Here is a 22,612-nt window from a genome sequence, read left to right on the forward strand (position 1 = left end):
ATATTTCAATTGGCCTGATTCATGGCTGAAGGGCCTGAGTCTAACATTTGTCGTTGTTTCTGAAACTGGGCTATTTTCTGTTTTACATTGCCCATTTTCACCGGCTTACTAATATAATCATCCATGCCTGCAGCAGTACAGCGTTGCTGAATACCTTCCATCACGTTAGCAGTCATAGCTATAATGACCGGCTGATCGGACTGGGACAGGCTCTCCCGAATCCGCCGTGTACATTCCAAACCGTCCATAACAGGCATCTGCAGATCCATGAACACATAGTCATAGGGATAGCGGCTATTATTTACCATATCGAGTGCGCTCTGTCCATCCTCAGCAATATCTGAGAGCAACCCAAGTTTACCAAGCATAATCGCCATCAACTTCTGATTAATCGGATGATCATCCACAATTAATACCGTTGGGGGGTTATTCTCATTTTTCACATCCGTCAGCTTCTCTTCCCCATTCATCTGGACCAGTTCAGTTTCGACATAGCGTTTTGCCTGAATTGTAAATACAAACGTCGCTCCCCGTTGCTCTGTTGTATCCAGATAGATCTGTCCACCCATCATTTCAACCAGAGTCTTGCAGATTGCCAGTCCCAAGCCGGTTCCACCGTATTTACGAGTCATTGATGTATCCAGCTGGGAAAACGGCTGAAACAGGCGATCAACCTTGTCTGACGCAATGCCTATTCCCGTGTCCTTGACGGCAAACTCTAATGCCATTTGCCCATCCTTTTCTTCCTTAACTGACACGATCAGATATACTCCGCCATGGTCGGTGAATTTGATCGCATTGGCAATAAGATTCAAGAGAACCTGACGTAGCCTTGCCATATCTCCATAAATTAATTCAGGAACAGAATCTTCCAGGAAATAATCCAATTCCAAACTCTTTTTGCCTGCTTCTGCAGCAAACAATCCCAACACTTCCCGAATGCAGGAGACAATTTCAAAAGGATGCTCTTCAAGCTCCATTTTGCCTGATTCCATCTTGGTAAAATCAAGAATGTCGTTAATAACCGTGACAAGTGCATCCGCGCTGCGACGAACGATGTCTGCATATTCCTTCTGATCTTCCTTCAGTTCCGTCTCCATTAGCAGATCCACCATACCGATAACTCCATTCATCGGTGTACGAATCTCATGACTCATCATCGCTAGAAATTCGGTCTTTGCATTCGCTGCAATTTCCGCTTCTTCCTTGGCCTGAATGAGTTGTTGGTTCATCTTCTCCAGTTCCTGTGTCTTCTGGTGAAGCAGCATCGTCTGTGTTTTCAGTCGTTTGTTGGTGATAAACATCTCCACAAAGCCCTCAATTTTGGATTTCAAAATCTGAGGAATAAATGGCTTAACCATGTAATCAATGGCCCCGGCTGAATAACCTGCAAACAAATGCTCAGCTTCTCTGCTATTCGCAGAGATAAATATAATTGGCACATCCTTGGACTTGTCCCGTGCCTTAATTAACTTTGCTGTCTCAATTCCGTCCATACCAGGCATCTGCACATCGAGAACGATAACCGCAAATTCGTCTTTTAGCAGACAGCGGAGTGCCTCTTCTCCGGAAGTTGCCTTAACGAGTTTATATTGTTCCGATTCCAGAACTGCTTCAAGAGCAAGCAAGTTCTCAGGGCGGTCATCTACCAACAATATGTGGATTGGTTCATTGAGCCCCATGGCTAACCCTAACCCCCTATTTGATCTTCCGGTATATTTTTTCGGTCCGGTCTAACGGCTCATAGGTATCACTGAACTCTGTAAAATGTATCGATTCCTTCGACCCCAGAACCAGAATACCAAAGTGGCTCAAGCTCTCGTGAAACAGCCCATGCACATGATTTCGCAGTTCATCATTAAAATAAATCATGACATTACGGCAAAAGATAACATTAAACTCGTTAAATGACCGATCTGTTGCCAGGTTGTGCTCGGCGAAAATGATGTTCTTCCTTAAAAAAGGATGAAATATCACCGAATTGTATTTCGCTGTATAGTACTCGGAGAAGGCTCTGGTACCCCCTGCCTCCAAATAATTTGTAGTAAATAGTTTCATTTTCTCAATACCGTATACGCCCTCTTTGGCCTGTTGCAAAGAACGATCATTCATATCCGTTGCGTAGATTCTTGCCTTGTCATACAGTCCTTCCTCATGCAACATGATCGCCATGGAATAGACTTCCTCTCCCGTGGAGCAACCCGCATGCCATATTCGGATATACGGGTAGGTTCTCAGGATAGGAATAATCTTTTCCCGAAACATTCGGAAAAGTGAAGGATCTCGAAACATTTCCGTTACAGGGATGGACAAGTTCTGGACAAACCGTTCAAACGCGGAACGATCATGAAGGACACGCTCCTGCAAGCCGGATATAGTCTTAACCCCTTCTGCATGTGCATGATGCCATATTCTTCGTTTAAGAGATGGCAGTGCATAGTTTCTAAAATCATATCCATATAAACGGTGCATGCCTTCCAACAGCAGCTCAATCTCGATCAGCTCGCGCTCTTCATCTTGCGGCATACGGACCAAATCTGCCCCCGTCTCGGTAGGTTCCCACGCTGTCATAAATTCTCTCCACTTCTTCATTTGTTACTTGCGTATTCGTCGTATTGTCTTTCATTACCCAAACCATGAACATCCGAATAATGAACTTACGAATACAGCCATACGCGCATTAAGGATAACAATTGATCTGTCTGGATCGGTTTTTTCACATAATCAGATGCTCCCGCTTCAATACATTTGCCGCGATCCTCTTTCATCGCTTTGGCCGTGAGCGCAATAATCGGCAACTTTTCAAACTGCGGAATTTGTCTGATTCGTGTCATCGCTTCATAACCGTCCATTTCCGGCATCATCATATCCATCAGTACCAGATCAAACTCCGGATTTTTCTCCAAAATCTCCAAAGCCTCTCGGCCGTTCTCTGCAAACGTCACATCCATCCGATAACCTTCAAGGACACTTGAAAGAGCAAATACATTACGAATATCGTCATCAACAAGCAATATCTTTTTGCCTTCAAACAACGTTTCCTTGTTGTGTAACTTCTGCAAGATGCGACGTTTGTCTTCCGGTAAATTGGCTTCTACCCGATGTAGGAACAAAGTGGTTTCATCCAGCAAACGTTCTGGTGACTTCACATCCTTGATAATGATGGATTCCGCATATTTGCGCAGCTTCATTTCTTCCTTGGAATCCAGTTCTTTGCCTGTATAAATTATAATCGGCAGATCGTTCAGATATTCATCATCCCGAATCTGGTCGAGCAATTCGAAACCAGTCATGTCCGTTAACATTAGATCCAGTACCATACAGTCATAACGCTGGCTGTGTAATTCATTCAATGCCTCGCTACCTGTAGATACTGCCGTGATTGCCACATCATCATGACCAATTAATTCAATAATAGCTTTACGCTGAATTTCATCATCTTCGACAATCAACAGTCGTTTCAGCTGATTCTCGGTATAGGATTTGATATGCGAGAAGGCTTTATCCAGTGAATCCTTGCTCGAAGGTTTTTTCAGATAAGCAATGGCACCCATCATCAGACCTTGCTTCATATCATCAATTACAGAAATGACATGTACCGGAATGTGGCGTGTTGCCGAACTACTCTTCAGCTCGCCCAGAATGGTCCAACCATCCATCACAGGCAATTGAATATCCAGGATAATGGCATCAGGCAGATATTGACGTGCCATCTCAAGTCCTTTATCCCCTTGAAGGGCAACAAGTGCTTTGAATCCTCTTCCACGCGCCATATCCATCAAAATATGTGCAAAGTTCACATCATCCTCAATAATGAGAAGGATTTTGTCACCTTCCATGAGATTCTCTCGATCATCTTCAATCTGGGTGAGATCTGGAGTATGGGTAGGAGACAGATCTTTACCCACGCTCTGCTCCGGATCAGGAGAGAGGATGGACTGATGACTTGAAAGCATGGTCCGTGCTTCGCTGGATTGTTCATAAAGATCCTCTGAGGATACGGCTGCTTCTCTTGAAGCCCCTTCCTCCGCCAAGGCTTCATCTTCATGATTATCCGGCAGGTATAAGGTAAAGCAGCTGCCCTCACCTTCAGAAGATTCCACATGTATTGCACCACCAAGCAAACGTGCCAGTTCCCTGCTAATGGACAATCCAAGACCCGTTCCACCGTATTTCCGACTTGTTGTACCATCTACTTGCTGGAAAGCTTCAAAAATCAGATCCGTCTTGTCTGATGGAATACCAATGCCAGTGTCTTTTACACTAAATCCGAGATACTCCTGATTGGTGTTCATATAACTCGGCAGTTCTTCCGGTTTCATCCTTCTTCCAATCAGACTGACCGAACCACGATTGGTAAATTTGAACGCATTCGACAACAAGTTCCGCAGGATCTGTTTGACACGATGGCTGTCGGTGTATACCCATTTTGGTAGATCGCTGTCGAACTCGATGTTCAGGTTCAGTTCTTTTTTATTTGCCATCGGCCCAAAGTTTTGCTGAACAAAGCTGGTCAGCTCTTCCATTCGAACCGTCTCATAATTGATATCCATCTTGCCTGCGTCCACTTTGGACAGATCCAGAATCTCATCAATCATCTTCAGCAGATCCGCACCTGACATGTAGATGGTTTGCGCATATTCTTGCTGCTTGTCAGTCAGATTCCCACCTTTGTTCTCCGACAACAACTGAGACAGAATGAGCAAACTGTTCAGTGGAGTACGCAGTTCATGCGACATATTTGCTAAGAATTCGGACTTGTATTTGCTTGTCATCGACAGCTGTGTAGCTTGCTGTTCCAGCTGTGTCTTTGTTTTCTCAATCTCGTCATTCTTCTCTTCGACTTCACGTACCTGCTCTTCAAGCGCACGTGTCTTGGCAATAAGCTCGGTATTAAAATGCTCCAGCTCTTCCTGCTGACGCTGCAGCAATTCCTCAGAACGTTTAAGCGCCTCTGTCTGCTCCTCCAGATTCTCATTGGAACGGCGCAGTTCTTCTTGCTGTGTCTGCAACTCTTCCGATTGAACTTGCAGTTCCTCTGTGAGTGCCTGGGATTCACGAAGCAGTTCCTCAACACGTAAACGACGACGAACGTTGTTCAAGATAACGCCCAAGTTCATGATCAGTTGGGCAAACAATTGTTTATGCTGTTCATTGAACCCTTCAAAGGAAGCCAGTTCAACAACACCAATCAGTTCATCTTCAAACACGACAGGATAGATCATGATACCTGCAGCACGTGTTGAACCTGAAGCTGATCCAATATGCACATAATCCTCTGGCGTATTCTCCAGAATAATCGGTGTCATATCCAGTGCGGCCTGACCAATAAGGCCTTCACCGATCCGGTACATTTCCTTTCCAACGTCTTCGTTCTCTTCGAATGCGTATGCACCGTAACGTCTCAATTCGTCGGGATGTTTCTCCTCATCAAGCAGATAGACGACGCCCAGTTGAGCACCAAGGACCGGTGTGAATTCGCTGATAAACATTTGTGAGATTTGACGAATGGAGCCAATTCCACGAAGTAGCTCAGGAACTCTTGCAATGTTCGAACTCATCCAGTTTTGATCTTGCTGAGCCTGTACGTAAGCTCTCTCGATCTCCAGTTTTTCTTCCAGATCACTGGATACATCTTTGAACACACTGGCAATCTGACCAATCTCATCCGTTGATTTGACCTGAATACGCCGAATGGTACGGTAACGACCTTTACCGAAACTGGTAATCATCATGGATACCGTATTCAAACCTCGGGTGATGCTTGGCAGTACCCACAAAATCACTCCCAGAGCAAGCAACAATCCCGCAATCATGATGCTTATCGTAATCTGCACTGCTCTTGTATACGCTGCGTTAGCGCTCTTGATCTCGGCATCAATCTCTTGATCCTGGTATCGGGAGAGGGCATTCAAACTATCTACGGCTTCTTTCTGCACCGCGAGCCCTGTTGAATTGCGGTAGTTATTTGCATCTTCTGCCCTTCCTTGAGACATCAGACTAATCTGTCTCGTGGCATAGTCTGTATACGCGCCCCATGCGGTATTCACACGATCCACCAACTGATGTTCAGGTGCACTGTCCGCACGGTTTCTTACCTCTACGAGGTAACCATCCCCCCGATCTTTCATGTCTTTCAGGTCACCGTCCGCAGCAGCAGTCGAATTATTGGGATTCAACAACAAGTTAGCCAGCACTTTAGCAATGTCATTAACCTCTCCGCGCGCTGCTGAAGTGAACCGTACTTTGAGATAACGTTCCTGATACATCTGATCAATCTGTTGATTACTGCTGTTTAGCCGTTCATAGCTCACAAACGTGAGTACGATCAGAATAGCCATCAGAGCGGTAAAACCAATCAGTAGTTTATTCCTGATCTTCATTCATCCCCCGCCCCTTTATCCAGAGTAATCCAGACCAGACATTTATCATCATCCCGTTCCTGGGGAATTTCGTCGTCAAAAAATAGTGCCTGCATGGCAGCTTCATTCCATTGATGTGAGCCGGTCAGTTTTTCGACCAGGAATTCATGCTGTTCCTCCTGCGAGCCCTGAACAGCTTCCAATAATCCATCCGTATACAGTGCAATATGTCCGTCACCCTCGTAATGAATCGTTTGTGGTTCAATGTCCATTTTGTCAAATAAACCAACAGGACAGCAATTGCTGTCAAATGTGGTGACACTGCCATCGTTTCGGAAAAATAAAGCAGGTGGATGCCCTGCATTAACATAATCAATACGTTTCATCCGTGTATCAACGACCAGGTAAATGGCCGTGAAATAATACTGCACCAACTGTTTCTCCAGATGGAGCTGGTTAAAACGACGGTTCAACTCCTGAATGACCTTCTCTGGATCGACATAGGTGGTCACTGTGTCTTTCAACACCGAAGCGATAAACATCGTAAACAGGGATGAAGATATCCCGTGTCCCATCATGTCGAGCAGCAATACTCCGTAACGGCCTTCCCCAAGGGGATACCAAGAATATAGATCACCCGCAAGCTCGAAGGAAGGTTTATAGATGGCATGTACTTGGAACAACGGGTCCCTAATCGCCGGACTTAATACGGCATTTTGGACCATGGCTGCCAACTTGAGCTCATCCTGAATGCGTTGATCACGTTCTTTGTGCCAATCCTTCTCCTGTTTCAAACGAAGTGCAAGTCGAATTCTGGCCATCAGCTCGACTTTATTAATCGGTTTGGTCACATAATCAGATGCACCTGCATCCAATGCTTCGGCAAGTTTCTTGGAGTCTCCGATGGCAGTCACCATAATAATCGGAATATCCTTCAGGTTCTCAAATTTTTGCACAATACTGCAGGCTTCGATGCCGTCCATCTCAGGCATCATCATATCCAGCAAAATCAGGTCAATATCCGACGGTCTTGGACGAGATTCGTTGCTTTCCTCCCCAATTCCCAACACTTCGAACATTTCCATGGCGGAACTCGCCGTTACAATGTCACGATAGTTCTCTTTTTTCAGAATTTCTCGAATGATAATGACATTCGTCGGATTGTCGTCAACAATAAGTATTCTCATTGATATCTCCTTATCTGTGGCGTCCGGGTTTGTCGATTCTTATTAATTATTACGAACGATGATTATACAAATTTTGCATACAAAACGGCAGTAGACATAATAATTCCTAGTATAACTATAATCGTAAAAACAAAAAAACTCTATCAGTAAATGGCACCATCACGGGTAATCTTCTCCGCTTTCGCCCTGTTTTTGCAGCGTCCTGATCCCGCTTCCAAACTTGCAAAAACATAGATAAGGAATGGGGAAAGCCCCATTCCTTATCTATGTTTTTGATTAAGCATTTAACACAAGTCATTCAAAAGTTTGTCCATGTTCAGCAAACTTCAACTTGCAATGTATATCGGGTTAATCTTTCTTTTTGGCAATTACGAGTACTTTACCTTTGTCTAACTCACTTTCGTAGAAGTCAGCTTCGGCTTCGGTAAAGCCCATCGAAACAATTTTGGCCCGGAGTTCATCACCACGTGAACGGAACAGATTCGCCAAGGAATCAAACACGCCTTCTTCTTTTATACCAATTTCTTTGGCATCGGCTGTATCGGCAATCCGATCTGTACGATCCTTCTCATGAGCGAGAACAAAGATATGATCAGCAAGGTATCCGGTAATCTGCAATTCTTTCACCGCTTCTACCGCCTGGACTCCGTTTTCTACCACTTTTGCATAAGCTTGCTCATTGGTTGAATTCATCGTTTCCACTCTCCTCTGATTTAATCTTCTGTATCGAGCTACTTAATATATAACCATACTATATGGGATTGAAACGATTAGGTAATAACCATTTCTAGGAAAGCGTGTCATCAAAAAGATCAATGCCTTCAATCTGCTGAGAGCCTGACTTCATATATACTTTCAGAGCCTGGTCTCCACGCAGAAACACTTCTCCGTCCTCTGCCACATAATAAGGTTTCCCGAGAGCGTGATGGATCGCTTCAATATTCATCTCAATTCTCTTTCCGTTTAACATGATGTGATTCTCAGATGGATCGATATGCACATATTGAATGACATCCGTATCTTCACACAAACCAACTTTTACATCATGAAATTGATATTCAGGGCATCCCAGATAAGGATCTTCCTGTTTATACACCGGTTGGCCTTTCTTAGCCAACAAATCGTCCATGGTGTCATCCAGAGAAATGCCATTCAGAGTCCGAAAATGCTGGAAAGTCTCGGATCGATCAACAGCCAGAGTCACCTCTGACGCCTTCTTTTCCATTACCGTCCATTGCATATCGTGAGCAGCGGGTACCGCTGCCGGTTGAACGGAAAAGGGAGAAATTACGCTAAACATCACAAGCAGTAGTTTCATCATGATTCTCACCCTTTCATCAGGTTCATCACCGCTCTGAAGGTTTCTTTATGGATTACAAAGCGATCATGTTATTTACGCATTCGTTGCCATACATTCGCCGCAACATCGACATACTTCATCCAGTTCTTCCCGCCCTTAGCATCACCATTATATGTAGCTTCATAGGATTGCAGGGTACGATCCGTTGATGTAGCAGGTGGTGCCGTTACATGAGACGGTTCAGCGTGCTTTGTATCTGCGGCATGGTTTCTTTTGGTCTGAAATCTGGCCATCAGCGTTGTGGAGACTTGCTTGGCTGCCGCCGTCACTTCGTTCAACACTTCTCCGAGATTTTCAACAGATTCCATTACAGGATCAATTTTTTTCATTTTGTGCTGTACATCCACCGTAATATCATTGGCGTGTCTTACCGTTTGCTTGACTTCATAACTAAGTTCATCAATGGTCTTCTGTACCTCCTGTAATGTCTGAGAGACATTGTCCAAGGAACCCTGAGCGGATTTCAAGGTACGAATTAAAAAGAAAACAAGGACTGCAAATGCCATTGCAATCAAGGCCACGCTAATTTGATAGATCATAGAAGAACCTCTCTTTCCATATGTGCATCAGTTTGTTATTGCTATAGTTACCCGGCGATTTCCCGGACGAAACAATATGATCTATCCCTTCATATATGCCTTCGCTTGGAAAATAAACCAATGTTTCAACTGGATAACCCCCGGTTAAAGTTAAACTACACAAGGCGGTGAGGTGAACACAACTCACTCCATAATCAAGTAAACGAAAGGATGAAACCTCATGTTGAAATGGTCTGTATTATTTCTAATCATTGCACTGGTAGCAGGTATTTTTGGATTCTTCGGTATTGTTGAAGCAGCTGCTTCAATCGCGAAAGTACTCTTCTTCATCTTTGTTGTACTGTTCGTCATCTCCCTCATTACGGGACGTAGCCGAATGCGATAACTTCGGCTCTGATCTGACTGATTCTTAATTAACGAATACATACAAAAGCCAATCGTGCTTCCAAGCCGATTGGCTTTTGTGCGTTCAGACATAGGTCAACTTTTCTATATTATGTATTGCACTCCCTTCTGCTTTATTCCAATCCGGTCTCGTATGAATCCTAAAAAAACAGGACTTTTTTGAGATAGCCAACCCGGTTTTATCCCACCGAAGTATGATATTTACAGGCTTGCTATATACCCACATATGCGCCAGTTGACACTGGAGAATGCAAGAAAATATTGTTATAATTTGTGATTCATAAGGTAGCTCGCTTGGTTACTTTTATCACAGGACAACAAATTACATACCTAAACCGAGGAGGAAAAACAAATGAAAAAAATCGTAAGTTTTGCCGCTGCTTTAACGTTGATGGGTTCGATGGCTGCTGCTGCAGGTGCTGAGGAAGCGGTTACCGGAACGGTAGCTCCAGAAAAAGGAACAGAAGCTACGACAACGACAACAACTCCGGCTGTTGAAGTAAACAAACCTGCTGTAGACACCGTAGAAGGTACTGCTGAGACAGTAACCGGTACAACAACAGACACTACAGGTGCAGAAGGTACTTCGACAACAACTGAAACTCCAGCTACAACTACAGATGATAAAATGTTTGAAGAGCCCCTTGTAAAACCAGGCGATGAAGTTCTGGCACCTACAATGTTGCTGAACCTTCTGGAGCGCACTTGGTTCTATGATGCACCTAACGGTAAACCAATCGGTGCACTGGGCTCCCAAGTCATCGATACAACAGGTGAAGTGGTTGACGGATTCGACGGTGGCGAGTGGGTGCAAGTGTACACTTGGAAAGGCAAAGCGTGGATCCACGTTGCCATTCAATAACATCGTATAATCGTTCTAACGATAAGTAAAGAGGACAGCCCGCACAATCGCGGCTGTCCTCTTTTGATTTTCCAAGATGTTCACTCCCTGTTCAAGAGTTCCCTGTCACTTCTCCTGTCTTCGGTTCCACATGTACATGTACATGCATGATGTTATGCGATCGCTTCAACCGCTCTTCCACTCGATCACAGATCTGATGGCCTTCAATCAAACTTAAGCTTCCGTCCACTTCAATGACAACATCCACAAGTACATGACTGCCATGCACACGTGCCTTCACATCCTTAATCATTTCAACACCCGGAACGCGAGCTACGGAGGATCTGAGATCCGTCAGCTCCTTCTGATCAAATCCATCGGTAAGACGATGTGTAGAATCCCGAAAAATCTCCCAAGCCGTCTTACAGATCAACAGACCCACTGCAATCGCAGCCACTTTATCCAGCCATGGAAGTCCGAACTGCGCACCAATAATTCCAACTGCAGCGCCTATGCTGACCCAGGCATCCGAACGATTATCTTTCGCTGCTGCCATCAGAGCCTGACTATTAATTTGTTTAGCCAGTCGGTGATTGTAACGATACACGCCTAACATCACTACAGCACAGATTACAGCCACCGCTGCCGCCCACAGGTTTGGAGCAACAAAGGCTCCCTCATACCAGGAGCGAACGGCTTCAACCAATACTTGCAGCCCAACCATAGCCATAATAAAGGAAGCCACCAAGGCAGCAACAGTCTCCGCTCTAAAATGACCATAGGCATGATCCGAATCAGGTGGTTTCTGGGAGATTCGCAGCCCGATCAATACAGCAACAGATGCCACAATATCTGTAAGGTTATTAAAACCGTCGGCCAGCAAGGCGCTGGATGCAAATACATATCCACAGATCAGCTTAAAGGCGGACAAGACGAGATAGGCGACAATGCTAACCCAAGCCCCTCGCTCCCCTTTTCGAATTTCTTCATAAGCGTTCAAACCGGGCGACACTCCTTTAACGTTTCATATTACGGTTTTTCCATGTTACCAAATGCGGAGCGTGTGGGTCTACAGAAACAGTGTTGCCAGGCTGCATTGCTGTAGGCAAGCCGAAACAAAGTTGCCAGACGGCAGGGCTGTAGTTAATGAGAAAGAATGTTGGCCTGGGTAAAACCAAAGGTTTGGAGCATTTTATCAGGTTGCCCTTGTGGGGCTTTTATAAAACGTATAAAATAGGTACATCCCGTCCAATCTGGACGGCTCACTGTAAGACCGGGAGGGAAATAACGATGAGCGAAAATAACGAACCGAAAAAGGTCAGTTTGCAGGATGCTATACGCCAAAAGCTGGCGCAAAAGAAAGAACAAGCAAATTCCGGTAACCAATCCAGCGCCTACTTTGAAGGCGGACCTAAAGCGATGAAGAGTCAAAACAACAAGAAGCCTAACAACCAACGTCGCCGTACTGGTGGATCTTAGGTCTTAAAGCCGCAGAGAAACCCATTGGATTGCAAAAAGAACCGCAAGCCCTCTTCAGAGAGGCTTGCGGTTCTTTGGTGTTCCTATAGTAATGTGCCGTAGATGATGCTTCGTTTAAGCTTCTACTGGATACATTTTATTGCGCAGTTCTTTGATTTCGTCACTTTCCAGATATTCGTCATAGCTCATTTGGCGATCGATGATGCCATTCGGCGTAATTTCGATAATCCGGTTAGCAATGGTTTGAATGAACTGATGGTCATGGGATGTGAATAGCATTGTGCCGTCAAAATCAATCATACCATTGTTCAGCGCTGTGATGGATTCGAGATCCAAGTGGTTCGTAGGCTCATCCAGAATCAATGCGTTAGCACCAGTCTGCATCATTTTCGCCAGCATACAGCGAACTTTCTCGCCCCCGGAGAGTACACTTGCCTTTTTCAAGGATTCCTCACCTGAGAACAGCATACGTCCCAAGAATCCACGCAAATACGTTTCATCCTGATCTTTGGAATATTGACGGAGCCAATCCACGAGTGTCATGTCCACACCGTCAAAATATTTGGAGTTGTCTTTCGGGAAATAAGCTTGAGTTGTGGTTACACCCCAAGTGTATTCGCCACTATCCAATTCCGTTTCACCCATCAGAATATCAAACAACAGTGACTTGGCATTCCCGTTCGGTCCAACAAATGCAATTTTATCCCCTTTGTTCACGACAAAGCTGATATCATTCAGCATTTTCACACCATCAATGGATTTGCTGATGCGATCCACGGTCAACAATTGTTTACCGGCTTCACGCTCAGGTTTGAAGTTGATAAACGGATATTTACGGTTCGATGGACGAAGGTCATCCAACGTGATTTTGTCGAGTTGTTTCTTCCGAGAAGTTGCCTGTTTCGATTTCGAGGCATTCGCAGAGAAACGTTGAATAAAGGCTTGCAGCTCTTTAATCTTCTCTTCTTTTTTCTTGTTGGCATCACGTTGCAACGCAAGTGCCAATTGGCTGGATTCATACCAGAAGTCATAGTTACCTACGTATAACTGGATTTTACCAAAGTCGATATCCGCAATGTGCGTACATACTTTGTTCAGGAAGTGACGGTCATGGGATACCACAATAACAGTACCTTCATAGTCCATCAAGAAGTTCTCCAGCCATTGAATGGATTCGAGATCCAAGTGGTTGGTAGGCTCATCGAGCAACAGGTTGTTTGGACGACCAAACAATGCTTGTGCAAGCAGGACACGAACTTTTTCGTTACCACTTAGTTCATTCATTTTCTTATCGTGCATGTCACGGTCGATACCCAGACCGATCAGGAGTGCCGCTGCATCCGGCTCAGCATCCCAGCCATTAAGCTCTGCAAATTCACCTTCAAGCTCACCTGCGCGCAGGCCGTCTTCTTCTGTGAAGTCTGCTTTGGCATACAGTGTATCTTTTTCTTTCATAATGGCATAGAGGCGACTATGGCCCATAATTACCGTTTCGAGAACCGGATACTCATCATATTCAAAGTGGTTTTGCTTCAAAACGGCCATACGTTCGCCCGGGGTGATGTGCACCTCTCCCGAGTTGGACTCAATTTCACCGGACAAAATTTTCAAAAATGTTGATTTACCGGCTCCATTGGCGCCGATGAGGCCGTAACAGTTTCCTGGTGTGAATTTGATATTTACATCTTCAAAAAGTGCACGTTTTCCGTAGCGGAGCGTGATGCCGCTTGTACTGATCATTAAGCATACCATCCTTTATTGGTTAATCTGCATACTGCATGAATAGCAAGTTGCGTAAATCATGGATTCAATATCCCGATGCCTATTCTGGCACCATATTATAACACAAAAAAGCGGCAAATTCGAAAATTGGCCGCTTTTTACTTATTAAAGATTTGGTAAATGTACTGTTCATGCAGGCGTATCCCTACATTAACATATTTGACTCGATTTTGTTAGCCCTGTTTGCTTTTCTCATGCCGGATGCGAAGCGTTTCGCCATGACCCAGCACCCGAATCCGCTCTTTACCAATGCCCAGTCGTTCACGTTCGACTTCCAGCCGATCCAGTGCTTCCTTGGGTGTATCATCCGCCAGTTTGAATGTGCCATAGTGCATGGGCACCATAAGTTGGGAGCCGGTTTCAACGAACCCCTGCAGTGCTTCTTCAGGTGTCACATGCTGAGAAGTCATGAACCATTCCGGATCGTAGGCACCAATGGGCATCAGAGTAATACCGATGTCAAAGCGCTCTCCAATCGTTTTGAATCCTTGGAAGTAACCTGTATCACCCACAAAATACAACACAGGCGGGCCACCCGAATCTTGGGGTGTTTCATTCTTCCGTGATTCCGCGGTGGATGAACGATCCTGATCGCTCGTTGTTGCAGCACTTTCCGCTGCAGAAGTCGTCGCCGAATGGTTCTGTTCCAACACGTAACCGCCCCAGTGGGACGTATTGGTATCAAACAGCGTTCGGCGTGTCCAGTGCTGCGCCGGAACAAAAGTGATTTTGACTCCGCCAAGTGTAATATGGTCCCACCACTTCATCTCTTGGCATCGATGGAATCCTTTGCGAATCATCTTGCGCTTCAGACCATCGGGTACGATCAGCAACGTCTTGGCGGTAATCAGCTTACGCAAGGAAGCCAGATGCAGATGATCATAATGGGAATGGGATATCAAAATGACATCCAATGGTGGAATATCCTGAATCGGAATGCCGGGGGCACCGAGCCTTCGTTGAAATCCCATTTTTTCGGCCCACACCGGGTCAGTCACGATGTTCAATCCATAATATTGAATGAAAAATGTGGAGTGACCAATCCAGGTAATACTCGTGTCCTCCCGATTGGCATGCAGATAATCCAGTTCAGGCGGGTGTTTGGGCACAGTGTAGGAGTAGTCCTTCACTTTATTGCGCCGCTGCTCCCTCCATTGCTTGAATTCCTTCAGCGTTTTGTCCGTACTTACATTATCAATGTTGTTATAACGGATTTTAGGCATGAAAGGGTCATCCTCCCTTCCTGATTTCTTAACAACAGATTACCCCAAACGGGAATGCACGTACCAGTTAATCAATCCTTCGGATTTTTGCATACGGCCAGATATATGAACAGAAAGACAATCGCAGCCATAATGATAAGTGGCGGGGCGTACATAATCGTGAATGTCTCAAAAAAACTCAACCCGGTTATACCGGGTATTCCCGTGACACCCTCAGTAGATAGTGGATGCAGCAAGGGCGTCATGAGTAAGAACATGTTCAGCAGCATGGACAGACTCATCCTTTCTTTTTACCAGGATTACCGCGTACATAATTGGCATCGAACAGGAACAGCTTCATAATCAGCACAAGCGACGGAATGAGCACGAGCAGCCCGAGACTGAAAGCCGTAATCAGCGCAATCCCCATTGTACGATTCGTAAAGCTGTCATAGATATTAATGTAGGGGTACAGGATATACGGAAGGTGGGATCGCCCGTAACCATACCAGGCAAAGGCAAACTGAAGCATGACAGCGATAAAACACCAGCCCAAATATTTGCGTTTCCACACCAACGACACCGCAATGACAAAACAGATAAACGAAGCAATGAACATCCATGAAATATTCACCATCTGCTCAAAATGTACGGGATTCTGTTTGTTAATCTGCAGAAATGCCAGAAAGCTCGCAAAAATGGTTGGCAAGCTCCACAGCAATGCATACTCTCGAAGCACCTCAAATGCCGGCTCATCCCCTGCCCGTTTTGCATAATAGGAAAGAAACATCGCCGAGATGTACAGCACACTGACCAGTGCAAGCAAAACAACCGACCAGGTATAAGGATTCGTCAAAAATTCACGCCAGCGAAAAAACACCTGTTCGCCAACCTGCTCAATGATTCCACCTTCGGATATCGCCAAAATCGTGGAGAATACCGCCGGAATCAGCAATCCCGTCGCTCCGTACAATGCCATGTAGATCCGGCTGTTCTGCCCATGGTTGCCATAAGTATTGTAGGCGTAATACACGCCCCGGATGGCAAGCAGTACAATGGCCAAAGAACCCGGCACCAGCAAGGCAGTCCCGTAATAGAAGGCGCTGTCCGGATAAAACCCGACCAATCCGACCACAAAAAAGATCAGAAACACATTCGTCACTTCCCACACGGGAGACAGGTAGCGCTGAATGATGTTATGAATTTTGTTCTCGTGCCCGGTCAAAATGCTGTAAAAACTGAAGAACCCGGCGCCAAAATCAATCGAAGCGACAATCAGGTAACCGAACAAAAACGTCCACAATATCGCAATGCCTGCAATTTCGAAGCTCAATGCACAATCCCTCCTTCAAGCCCCAGAGACTCCAGTTCCTTCTCTGCTTCCTTGTTGCGGAACAGCTTACTGAGTACCCGAATGCACGAGAAACATAGAATTAGATACAGCAAAATGAACAACACCAGCATCCATCCTACCGAAGTTGACGTCGTCGCTGCTTCCGACACCTTCATATACCCGCGTAAAATCCAAGGCTGCCGGCCAACTTCGGCGAACATCCACCCCAGCTCGATGGCAATCATGGCCAGGGGCCCCAGCAAGACAATGCCGAGCAACAGCCATTTCGGATATGGCTTGCGTCCTGGCAACCACCGCCGCAGCACATATAACACAGGAATCATCAGGATGATCACTCCGGTTGTGACCTTCAGGTCGAACATATAATGAATGGACAGCGGTGGTCTCAGATCCGCAGGAAATTCTTCGAGACCTTTCACTTCGGTATCGGGACGATTACCCGCCAAAATGCTAAGAGCATAAGGAATCTCAATAGCGTATTTCACTTCATTGTTCTCATCCAAAATGCCGCCATAGACAAGCGGCGCCTCTTTCATCGTCTTGAAATGCCATTCTGCGGCAGCCAGCTTCTCCGGCTGATATTTCGCCAGGAATTTACCCGAGGAGTCGCCGATCATAACGGTACTGATGGCAAATACAAGCGCAGATATCGTCGTGAGTTTCAGTGCTTTTTTGTAATACACATGATCCCGTCCCCGAAGCAAACTGAAGGCGGCTATCCCTGCCAGGATACCTGCGCTCAGGGTGTAGGATGAGGCGAGTACATGGGACACCTTGGTTGGTGTTGCCGGATTCAACATGGCTGCAATCGGATGAATGTCCTTCATGATGCCATTAATCAGGGTGAATCCCTGAGGCTGGTTCATGAAGGAGTTCACCGTCGTAATGAAAATCGCGGATGCAGATGAGCCGAGAGCTACCGGAATCAACAGCAGCATGTGCGTATATTTCTTTTTGAAACGGTCCCACGTATAGAGGTAAATGCCAAGAAAGATCGCCTCTATAAAAAAGGCAAACGTCTCCATGAACAGCGGCAGGGCGATGGCCTGACCTGCTACCCGCATAAACATGGGCCACAGCAGACTAAGCTGTAATCCGATCGAGGTGCCTGTAACGACACCAACGGCAACGGTGATGACAAAACCTCGCGCCCATCGGCGTGCCAGCAAGGTGTAATGCATATCATTGGTTCGTAGCCCTCGCCACTCGGCCAAGGCAATCATGAGTGGAACACCTACACCAATAGAGGCAAAAACAATGTGTACAAACAGGGTAAGACCGGTTAGTATCCGGCTGAGCAAAACAGGGTCCAGAGATGACATGGTTACACTCCTCTTTCACATAATCGTTATGTACAACAGCAGTTCCTCTGCTTGAACGTGAATCTCAATAACTCATGATTCGGATGATGCTTTTCACAACGGCATACAGCACAACCACAGCTGCAACCAGACAGACAATGATAAGTGTTTTCTCTTGTTTACGGAACATATTCCTGCCGTCCTCCTTTTGCATGAGATGCAAATTATGGCTCTATAGACAGTTTGCAAAAGAAGTTGTTTTTTTATCCGGGAAATTGAAAAACAAAAAAAAGCCTTTTCCCTTATCACGCTTACGCGCTGAAGGGCAAAGGCTCTATTCGTAGGTCTCATACACAGACAATGAACATAAAAAAGTGAAATGCATCTCTTCATCCATCATTACATTTAAACCAATACGTCCTGCTTGGGCAGCCGTACCTTGAACGTACTTCCCTTGCCCGGTGCAGATATAAAGGTCAGCGTTCCTTTGTGATCCTCTACAATTTTACGAGAAATGTACAACCCGATTCCTGTTCCACCAATTTGCCGATGATCCGAATTATCCACTCGATAGAATTTGTTGAATAACATGTCCTTCTCTTGCTCCGCAATCCCTATTCCGTAATCACGCACATCAAGACATAACCATTCCTCTTCTTCCCATAACGTAACATCAATACGATCAGCTCCCGGAGAATACTTGACTGCATTGCCCACCAGATTATGCAGAACCTGAACCATCCTGTTCTGGTCAGCATAAGCAAAAAAGTCTCCATTAAACGTATGCACGTAGATACGTTGAGCGGACTTCATATTCCACTGTTCGGCAACTCCTTCTACCAACTCGATCAGCGGTACATACGTCATATGGTAAGCCATGCCTTCGTTATCGAGGCGCTGAATATCGAGTACATCATCGAGCAAACTGCTCAGCCGCTTGCCCTCCGAAGCGATGGTCTGCATGAATTCCTGCTGCTGAGCTGCCGGAAGGTCATACATCATCATTAATTCCACATACCCCATAATGGTGGCTACAGGCGTTCGAAGCTCATGAGATACCACGCTGATCAGTTCATTCTTCATCCGATCCAGCCGTTCTTCTCCTGTCCGGTCACGGAACACCAGTAGAAACCCATGGTTTTTGCCCGGTACATCCATCTGCTTCATATATAACGAAAATACACTTTTCTCCGCATTGTTAAATATAAATTCAGTCTCAATAAATGCTGTTTCGCCATCCAGAAAGGCTCTCGTCTGTTCCATAAGGTTGAAGTTGTCCGTTAATACCATCGTATCAATTGCCTGCGCCAAATCTTCAATAGATCTGCCCAGAAAATCACCCAAGCCAAACATCTCTTCTATCCTTCGGTTGACAATGGTTATAGTCCCTGATCGATCAGACATCACGAGCCCTTCCCGTACGGATTCTATGAAGTGCTCACTGATATCTCGCTGTTCCTGAATGGCAATCTTTTCATTGAACAGCTCGGAGTTGAGCTTCTCCAGCGCAAGAGCATGACGCACACGATCTTCTTCTGCCCTGGTCCGCTCCGTAATATCCTTGATAAACAGGTTATATAACGTCTCATTTTTGCCGAGTTGAATCTCAACAATTTTGTAATCAATCGGAAAGACGGAACCATCCCGGCGAATTCCCGAAATTTCATCTACGATCGTGAATCTTTTACCTTCAAAATACTCGAATCGCTCTAACAATTTCTTGATCTCCATGCAACTTGCCCCTTGGAAAAGAGACGGCGCTTCCTTGTGCAGGATCACTTCTTCCCGGCGAAATCCAAACATTCTTTCGGCCTCCGGATTAAACTCAACGATTATCCCATTCGAATCCACAGCGATAATCGCGTCAATAGAGGATTCAATAATGGCACGTTTGACCTCTTCACTGTTCTTGAGTTCCTTGGTCCGCTCTATGACCCTGTCCTCCAACGTTAACTTGTCGTGACGAATCTGTTCGAATTGTTCCAGCAGCACATCGGCCATTTTGCGCAAATTACCAATGAGAATCTGTACTTCGGTTACATGGCTGGTTGGCCACTCCAGTTTCCCATTTCGAAACAGCAGTCTCGGCAGAGAGCCTGTCATCCTGGTCAGCCTTAACAATGGGCTAACGACCTTACGGCTGAGCGGAGCCGCTACAATCATTGAAGTCAGAATGATGATGAATAGAGATTGCAGCGTAGTCAGATAAATCGATTCGATTCGGGGGTAATACTTGGACGAGTCGGTCACAATGAATACCCGATAAGGTGTTATTATTGTCATTTCTGCTTCATAGATAAAAGAGGCTTGTTTCCAATGATTCAATACATCACTGTAATGGATACTCGCTGAACTTAACAGAATGAGGTTATCTCTCGACTTCAGGAGATTGAATCTGTCCATGTCCAGGTACTCGCCTGCCTGGAGTGTATTCAAACCAGAAGCGACGACGGTATCATCCCGATTCAGCAGTATCACATTCACACCCAGTAGATGATGATAACGCGCCATATTCTGATCCATATTCTCGGAGGTAACATACCCTTCATCAAGATCCTGAGTAACCGCACTCGCTGCATATTTCATATCACGTAATATGGCATCATTCATTTGAGTCAATTGTCTGCGGCTATCTGCGGATAAAAGCATGAGAGAAACAAATACCACAAAGGCGACTACGTATTTAAACGCGATTCTTGTGAGTGGAATGGTTCCCGTCCGCTTGGATTTGTGTTCACCCGTGGTGATCCAGAAATCGACTACAATTCCCGCAATCAGCGCATTCACCATACCAATCACAGCAATATACATATACTCATATTTCAAATCGTTTATATTCAAACCCAAAATTAAATGCCCGGCATAGACCGCGGGAAGCAACATGACTACCCAAAAGACAGCATTAGCCTTGATTAAGCTGCCATTTTTCCAACGAATCTGCCAAACGAACATCCAGATCAATTCCAAGAGGTGGGCAAGCATTATAGATAAGTTGTGCGGCTGGAAGCCAACACAGACAGTACTCAGCAGATGGATGACTGCAAGGGTAACAAATCCATAGATGGCCCCATGCAAACGTAGAGCAACAAGTGCTGCTGCACTCCCAATCATAAACTGTACACCGTAGAATAAAGTTAACGGAAAAATAGTGCTTAGTGATCCCAAAATAATTAGTATAGTGGTCCCAATCCAGGGTATTCTCAGCTTCAATACTACCCAATCCAGCGTTCGTCTTGCCTTTATTCGATCCATATGTAGTTGCCCTCATAGATCATTTTTTCTTCTGTTTTCAACAACAACATTGCTTCCCCCTATAAACTTAAGCGGATACAATCTACTTTTTTCCCCTTAAATCGTTCTGATCCATTATACTGTAATTAGTAGCTCATGTAGCTTTGGGAAATTCTGATTGATCGGCAACCCAACCACATCCATGCTAAAATATTGAAGTTCGTTCAAAAAGCTTAGTTCTTCTCTACATATACACCCTATATTTTGGGATAGAAACATTAAAAAATTTGCGGTATTTATTCGCAATTCAGTTTGTTTTTTTAGTATTTTCTTAACATATTATTTATCACCAGGAGTGTGACCCTATGACGATCAAAGTACTTCTTATAGAAGATGAGAAAAATTTGGCCGACATGATTGCTTTCTTTCTTGAGGAGGAAGGATACATCACTGAACGGGTTCATCATGCCCGCGAGGCACTTCAACTGTTTCCAGAATTCCAACCGGATATTATTGTCACCGATCTCATGCTTCCTGAAATGGATGGAAATGATCTCGTAGAAGCCTTTCGCCAGCACTCCACTGTGCCCATTCTGATGATCTCGGCAAGTACCATGCTGAATGATCGACTTCGCGCATTGCATAATGGTGCAGATGATTTTCTGTGCAAACCATTTAGTTTGAAAGAGTTGGATGCCCGGATTAAAGCACTGCTGCGAAGATCTATTATTTCCTATCAGGATAAACCGGTAAAAGAAGACAAGCAGGCAGAGGTCACTGGACATGTGAATGTGAATGAGTACAGAAGAACCCTGTTTGTGGATGGCATTGAAATCGAGGTCACTCATATTGAATTTGAGATTATGAAGGAATTGTACCGAAATCCGGGTAAAGTGTTCACCCGTAATGAACTGATGGATCGGATCAAAGGCTCCGAACGCGCCTATCTGGATCGTACCATTGATGTTCATATCTCAAGTCTGCGTAAAAAAATTGAGCCTGACCCCAAGAACCCGCGTTATATTAAAACGGTTTGGGGAACAGGCTATAAATACGTGATCTAATTCGATCGTAGTGATTGATAGTTAAGAACCTTTGGCCATATCCCTCTCTTATCTCATGGATAAGATGGGCGGTATGGCTATTTGTGATTTATGGGCAGACGATGAATGCAACCAGTGCTCCATATCTTTGATGAGATGATCCGGGTCTTGCTCGCTCCAGAGAATCATCTTCATCTCCCCTGTGCCTGTAATCTGTTGCAGGTGGCGCTTCCGAATAAGGGATTTGAAATCCGTAATGACAAGTAACGGAATCTGGGGCATAAAGGCACGAATGGCATTTGCTGCTGACACCGCTTCTTCGGCTATCTGATAATCAACAATACAATAACGGGAGTTCTCCCAACTTCCCCGATGTGTTTCTATCGTAGAACCAGAAGTTGAGTCCTCAATCCAGTTCCTGAACAATTGAACAATATTCTCATATGCAATACGACGTTTTCCATCCGAGAGCACGGTAATGGGTTCCATAGACATAACCTCCAGTTGATTCTTATCTTATATTGTG

Annotated in this window: 19 protein-coding genes; 4 read left to right on the forward strand and 15 right to left on the reverse strand. The window is 45.1% G+C overall.

Going from position 1 to position 22,612, the window contains the following annotated elements:
- Positions 1–5: 5 nt before the first annotated feature.
- From MHH93_RS19490 to MHH93_RS19520, 7 genes are all read right to left on the reverse strand, one after another.
- On the reverse strand, positions 6–1,682 hold the full coding sequence (locus MHH93_RS19490; protein WP_500055359.1) for a response regulator: 1,677 nt from the start codon (positions 1,680–1,682) through the stop codon (positions 6–8).
- Positions 1,683–1,698: 16 nt separating this feature from the next.
- On the reverse strand, positions 1,699–2,571 hold the full coding sequence (locus MHH93_RS19495; RefSeq protein ID WP_500055360.1) for a CheR family methyltransferase: 873 nt from the start codon (positions 2,569–2,571) through the stop codon (positions 1,699–1,701).
- A gap of 86 nt (positions 2,572–2,657) precedes the next feature.
- Positions 2,658–6,383 (reverse strand): response regulator, encoded by a 3,726-nt coding sequence (locus MHH93_RS19500; protein ID WP_500055362.1) that lies wholly within the window; start codon positions 6,381–6,383, stop codon positions 2,658–2,660.
- Positions 6,380–7,549 carry a PP2C family protein-serine/threonine phosphatase gene (locus MHH93_RS19505; protein ID WP_500055363.1) on the reverse strand — a complete coding sequence of 390 codons (1,170 nt, stop codon included), beginning with the start codon at positions 7,547–7,549 and terminating at the stop codon, positions 6,380–6,382. The genes MHH93_RS19500 and MHH93_RS19505 overlap by 4 nt, the downstream gene beginning before the upstream one ends.
- A 348-nt stretch (positions 7,550–7,897) precedes the next feature.
- Positions 7,898–8,242 carry a YflT domain-containing protein gene (locus MHH93_RS19510; protein ID WP_339305640.1) on the reverse strand — a complete coding sequence of 115 codons (345 nt, stop codon included), beginning with the start codon at positions 8,240–8,242 and terminating at the stop codon, positions 7,898–7,900.
- A 94-nt stretch (positions 8,243–8,336) separates the two neighbouring features.
- Positions 8,337–8,870: a hypothetical protein gene (locus tag MHH93_RS19515; RefSeq protein ID WP_500055364.1), complete on the reverse strand. Its 534-nt coding sequence runs from the start codon at positions 8,868–8,870 to the stop codon at positions 8,337–8,339.
- A 68-nt stretch (positions 8,871–8,938) separates the two neighbouring features.
- Positions 8,939–9,448 (reverse strand): DUF948 domain-containing protein, encoded by a 510-nt coding sequence (locus MHH93_RS19520; protein ID WP_500055365.1) that lies wholly within the window; start codon positions 9,446–9,448, stop codon positions 8,939–8,941.
- A gap of 220 nt (positions 9,449–9,668) precedes the next feature.
- On the opposite strand from MHH93_RS19520, the gene MHH93_RS19525 reads away from it, so the two are divergent.
- A complete protein-coding gene (locus MHH93_RS19525; protein WP_017692264.1) occupies positions 9,669–9,833 on the forward strand; it encodes a DUF1328 domain-containing protein in 165 nt (54 codons plus the stop codon).
- A 372-nt stretch (positions 9,834–10,205) separates the two neighbouring features.
- A complete protein-coding gene (locus tag MHH93_RS19530) occupies positions 10,206–10,715 on the forward strand; it encodes a hypothetical protein (protein ID WP_500055366.1) in 510 nt (169 codons plus the stop codon).
- Between the two features lie 91 nt (positions 10,716–10,806).
- On the opposite strand, the gene MHH93_RS19535 is transcribed toward MHH93_RS19530, so the two are convergent.
- Positions 10,807–11,694, reverse strand: coding sequence for a cation diffusion facilitator family transporter (locus MHH93_RS19535; protein WP_500055367.1), 888 nt, complete (start codon positions 11,692–11,694; stop codon positions 10,807–10,809).
- 290 nt (positions 11,695–11,984) lie between these two features.
- On the opposite strand from MHH93_RS19535, the gene MHH93_RS19540 reads away from it, so the two are divergent.
- Positions 11,985–12,173: a hypothetical protein gene (locus tag MHH93_RS19540; protein WP_017692261.1), complete on the forward strand. Its 189-nt coding sequence runs from the start codon at positions 11,985–11,987 to the stop codon at positions 12,171–12,173.
- Between the two features lie 114 nt (positions 12,174–12,287).
- On the opposite strand, the gene MHH93_RS19545 is transcribed toward MHH93_RS19540, so the two are convergent.
- The 6 genes from MHH93_RS19545 to MHH93_RS19570 all read right to left on the reverse strand — a co-directional run bounded on the left by MHH93_RS19545 (position 12,288) and on the right by MHH93_RS19570 (position 21,064).
- The gene (locus MHH93_RS19545) at positions 12,288–13,913 is read right to left on the reverse strand and encodes an ABC-F family ATP-binding cassette domain-containing protein (protein ID WP_091038559.1); all 1,626 of its coding nucleotides are present in this window, start codon (positions 13,911–13,913) and stop codon (positions 12,288–12,290) included.
- A 215-nt stretch (positions 13,914–14,128) separates the two neighbouring features.
- Positions 14,129–15,178 (reverse strand): MBL fold metallo-hydrolase, encoded by a 1,050-nt coding sequence (locus tag MHH93_RS19550; RefSeq protein WP_500055368.1) that lies wholly within the window; start codon positions 15,176–15,178, stop codon positions 14,129–14,131.
- A gap of 71 nt (positions 15,179–15,249) precedes the next feature.
- On the reverse strand, positions 15,250–15,447 hold the full coding sequence (gene cydS, locus MHH93_RS19555) for a cytochrome bd oxidase small subunit CydS family protein (RefSeq protein WP_500055369.1): 198 nt from the start codon (positions 15,445–15,447) through the stop codon (positions 15,250–15,252).
- Positions 15,448–15,455: 8 nt separating this feature from the next.
- Entirely contained in the window at positions 15,456–16,490 is a 1,035-nt protein-coding gene (locus MHH93_RS19560; RefSeq protein WP_500055371.1) for a cytochrome d ubiquinol oxidase subunit II, read from the reverse strand.
- Complete coding sequence (locus MHH93_RS19565; RefSeq protein ID WP_500055372.1) at positions 16,487–17,833, reverse strand: cytochrome ubiquinol oxidase subunit I; 1,347 nt, start codon at positions 17,831–17,833, stop codon at positions 16,487–16,489. Before MHH93_RS19565 ends, MHH93_RS19560 begins: the two co-directional genes overlap by 4 nt.
- A 384-nt stretch (positions 17,834–18,217) precedes the next feature.
- The gene (locus MHH93_RS19570; RefSeq protein ID WP_500055373.1) at positions 18,218–21,064 is read right to left on the reverse strand and encodes an ATP-binding protein; all 2,847 of its coding nucleotides are present in this window, start codon (positions 21,062–21,064) and stop codon (positions 18,218–18,220) included.
- Between the two features lie 344 nt (positions 21,065–21,408).
- Here MHH93_RS19570 and MHH93_RS19575 point away from each other — a divergent pair, with 344 nt between their 5' ends.
- Positions 21,409–22,107: a response regulator transcription factor gene (locus MHH93_RS19575; RefSeq protein ID WP_500055375.1), complete on the forward strand. Its 699-nt coding sequence runs from the start codon at positions 21,409–21,411 to the stop codon at positions 22,105–22,107.
- 48 nt (positions 22,108–22,155) lie between these two features.
- Here the strand turns inward: MHH93_RS19575 and MHH93_RS19580 are convergent, their stop codons facing one another.
- Positions 22,156–22,575, reverse strand: coding sequence for a hypothetical protein (locus MHH93_RS19580; RefSeq protein WP_500055376.1), 420 nt, complete (start codon positions 22,573–22,575; stop codon positions 22,156–22,158).
- Positions 22,576–22,612: the final 37 nt, after the last annotated feature.

Source organism: Priestia sp. FSL H7-0729 (assembly GCF_038005685.1).
Classification (GTDB): Bacteria; Bacillota; Bacilli; order Paenibacillales; family Paenibacillaceae; genus Paenibacillus.

What these genes read in the sequence shown, in the direction of transcription:
- MHH93_RS19580 (WP_500055376.1), bottom strand. Translation starts at nt 22,575, where the DNA reads ATGGAACCCATTACCGTGCTCTCGGATGGAAAACGTCGTATTGCATAT.
- MHH93_RS19515 (WP_500055364.1), bottom strand. Translation starts at nt 8,870, where the DNA reads ATGATGAAACTACTGCTTGTGATGTTTAGCGTAATTTCTCCCTTTTCC.
- MHH93_RS19525 (WP_017692264.1), top strand. Translation starts at nt 9,669, where the DNA reads ATGTTGAAATGGTCTGTATTATTTCTAATCATTGCACTGGTAGCAGGT.
- MHH93_RS19575 (WP_500055375.1), top strand. Translation starts at nt 21,409, where the DNA reads ATGACGATCAAAGTACTTCTTATAGAAGATGAGAAAAATTTGGCCGAC.
- MHH93_RS19550 (WP_500055368.1), bottom strand. Translation starts at nt 15,178, where the DNA reads ATGCCTAAAATCCGTTATAACAACATTGATAATGTAAGTACGGACAAA.
- MHH93_RS19510 (WP_339305640.1), bottom strand. Translation starts at nt 8,242, where the DNA reads ATGAATTCAACCAATGAGCAAGCTTATGCAAAAGTGGTAGAAAACGGA.
- MHH93_RS19530 (WP_500055366.1), top strand. Translation starts at nt 10,206, where the DNA reads ATGAAAAAAATCGTAAGTTTTGCCGCTGCTTTAACGTTGATGGGTTCG.
- MHH93_RS19495 (WP_500055360.1), bottom strand. Translation starts at nt 2,571, where the DNA reads ATGACAGCGTGGGAACCTACCGAGACGGGGGCAGATTTGGTCCGTATG.
- MHH93_RS19540 (WP_017692261.1), top strand. Translation starts at nt 11,985, where the DNA reads ATGAGCGAAAATAACGAACCGAAAAAGGTCAGTTTGCAGGATGCTATA.
- cydS (WP_500055369.1), bottom strand. Translation starts at nt 15,447, where the DNA reads ATGCTGCTGAACATGTTCTTACTCATGACGCCCTTGCTGCATCCACTA.
- MHH93_RS19490 (WP_500055359.1), bottom strand. Translation starts at nt 1,682, where the DNA reads ATGGGGCTCAATGAACCAATCCACATATTGTTGGTAGATGACCGCCCT.
- MHH93_RS19565 (WP_500055372.1), bottom strand. Translation starts at nt 17,833, where the DNA reads ATGTCATCTCTGGACCCTGTTTTGCTCAGCCGGATACTAACCGGTCTT.
- MHH93_RS19545 (WP_091038559.1), bottom strand. Translation starts at nt 13,913, where the DNA reads ATGATCAGTACAAGCGGCATCACGCTCCGCTACGGAAAACGTGCACTT.
- MHH93_RS19500 (WP_500055362.1), bottom strand. Translation starts at nt 6,383, where the DNA reads ATGAAGATCAGGAATAAACTACTGATTGGTTTTACCGCTCTGATGGCT.
- MHH93_RS19570 (WP_500055373.1), bottom strand. Translation starts at nt 21,064, where the DNA reads ATGGATCGAATAAAGGCAAGACGAACGCTGGATTGGGTAGTATTGAAG.
- MHH93_RS19520 (WP_500055365.1), bottom strand. Translation starts at nt 9,448, where the DNA reads ATGATCTATCAAATTAGCGTGGCCTTGATTGCAATGGCATTTGCAGTC.
- MHH93_RS19505 (WP_500055363.1), bottom strand. Translation starts at nt 7,549, where the DNA reads ATGAGAATACTTATTGTTGACGACAATCCGACGAATGTCATTATCATT.